The sequence below is a fragment of the Plesiomonas sp. genome, assembly GCF_051650925.1.
In the GTDB taxonomy this organism is placed as follows: Bacteria; Pseudomonadota; Gammaproteobacteria; order Enterobacterales; family CAMTGL01; genus Plesiomonas.
This window is the reverse complement of the sequence record NZ_JBOFRH010000485.1, coordinates 1-1,640: the sequence shown is the minus strand read 5'-3', so window position 1 is coordinate 1,640 and position 1,640 is coordinate 1. Positions and strand designations below refer to the sequence as shown.

At 46.4% G+C, this 1,640-nt stretch carries 3 protein-coding genes; all 3 read right to left on the bottom strand.

Annotated elements, in window-relative coordinates; all coding sequences use genetic code 11:
* Positions 1–749, bottom strand: a 749-nt coding sequence (locus ACRC27_RS11800; protein ID WP_438639946.1) for an SLBB domain-containing protein, incomplete at its 3' end; no start/stop codon positions are given.
* A gap of 25 nt (positions 750–774) precedes the next feature.
* Positions 775–1,209 (bottom strand): hypothetical protein, encoded by a 435-nt coding sequence (locus ACRC27_RS11795; protein ID WP_010863113.1) that lies wholly within the window; start codon positions 1,207–1,209, stop codon positions 775–777.
* Between the two features lie 78 nt (positions 1,210–1,287).
* Positions 1,288–1,640, bottom strand: a 353-nt coding sequence (locus ACRC27_RS11790) for an STAS domain-containing protein (protein WP_438639945.1), incomplete at its 5' end; no start/stop codon positions are given.

The window sequence follows — 1,640 nt, the reverse complement described above, 5'->3', positions numbered from 1 at the left end:
CCCGCATAGCGTGTCACGCCGCCTGCGCGCATCAGCATATCAATGACGCTGTCACCGGATTTTAGGCTGTAGGCCCCCGGGGTATTGACCTCACCAAATACTTTTACCGCCCGCTGGGCATCGGCGGCATCACCACTTTTGGACAGCGTTGCGGCGTCAAAATCAATCTGAACATTACCGGTTAACGGTGACGCAGGCACAAAAACGGTATCCAGTGTCTGCAGTGCCGGCATGCTGCTGCTATCACCGGTATCCAGATAGTGTTTGTAGTCAAATGCCAATTTCTGGTTATTACGCTGCACCTGAATATTACTCAGCTGGGCTCCCGGCACCAATCCACCGGCTGATTCCACGGCTAACTGCACATTGGCGTCTTCCGGCAGCTGATAATTGCCCGGTTTGCGCACATATCCCATGACATTAATCAGCAATAAACGCTCTTTGATACTGACACTAAAACCAGAGAGATCTTTGTAGACGGATTTTAAACGTTGCCGAATTTTGTCACTGGCTTGTGGCAAGGTGAGATTGAGTAGGTTGACTTCGCCTACTTCGGGTAAACGCACATTACCCGTGCGGGTAATTTGAAAGGGATTTTCAAATGCACTTTCACCGGGCAAATTAATAAAAATGAGATCGCCCGGTCGCAATTTAATGTTGTCATCGACAGGTTGCGCATACAGCGCAAAAGAGAAAAACAGGGCAATAATCCCGATGCCCGTGAGTTTTAATGTCCGCAGCCACAACATGCCACTCTCCTTGTATGGCGCAAAATTACAGCAATGACCACTTACTGAGTGTATATCCCGCTGATTTTCCGCATCCTGTTTTTTGTTGTAATTGGTTCAGATCACTGGTGGTTTGTTGGATATTTTTATCCAGTCGGTCAATATTATATAAGGTATCGTACCACAGGCGGGCATGCAGCTCGCGATGGATTAATATACTCTGTTGGTCCAATTGCATCAGCCGACCGGGCATGCATTGCTGCAATTGCGGTCGAATTACATGGAGTTTATTTTCGACCTCTTTGTTATAGGCAATAATTTTCTCGATATTGTGACGGTTATCCGGAGAATCATAGGGCGAAGGTAATTGTGTCGGCCGCCGTTCAGCCATCCCGCCAACGCCGTGGGGAGGCCACTGGGAACATCCGGTGGCCAGTAACAAAAAAAACAGCGCTAACCCACGACATTGATAGTATTTCATTTGGCGTTCCTGCAAAACAGCGCATTAAAGTGTTGTGGAACGAATGGATATAATTATTAATTATAAATAAAATTTTAATTATTCATTATTGGCCATAATAAACTCCTTCAACGAGCTGTAGCAGTGTAAGGTGTTATCGATATGCAGCAGTTTAAGCAATTCTCGTGGCTGACCGTTATCACAAATCAGTGCCAGATCATAATTTTTAGCTTTTAATCGCTTATATAAAAACACCAGCGCGCCAATGCCGGATGAATCAATAAAATGCACCTCACTCAGATCCGCCAACACGCTGCTTTCACGCACGGCTAGCGTTTCAAATACATCACGATGTTCGCTGACAAACAGCGCATCCAGCTCGCCGGTCAGCGTAACCACTTGCCAGTTATTAAGGGTATACATCATCGGTTTCATGGTGTTGTCCTGCCTTG

What these genes read in the sequence shown, in the direction of transcription:
- ACRC27_RS11795 (WP_010863113.1), bottom strand. Translation starts at nt 1,209, where the DNA reads ATGAAATACTATCAATGTCGTGGGTTAGCGCTGTTTTTTTTGTTACTG.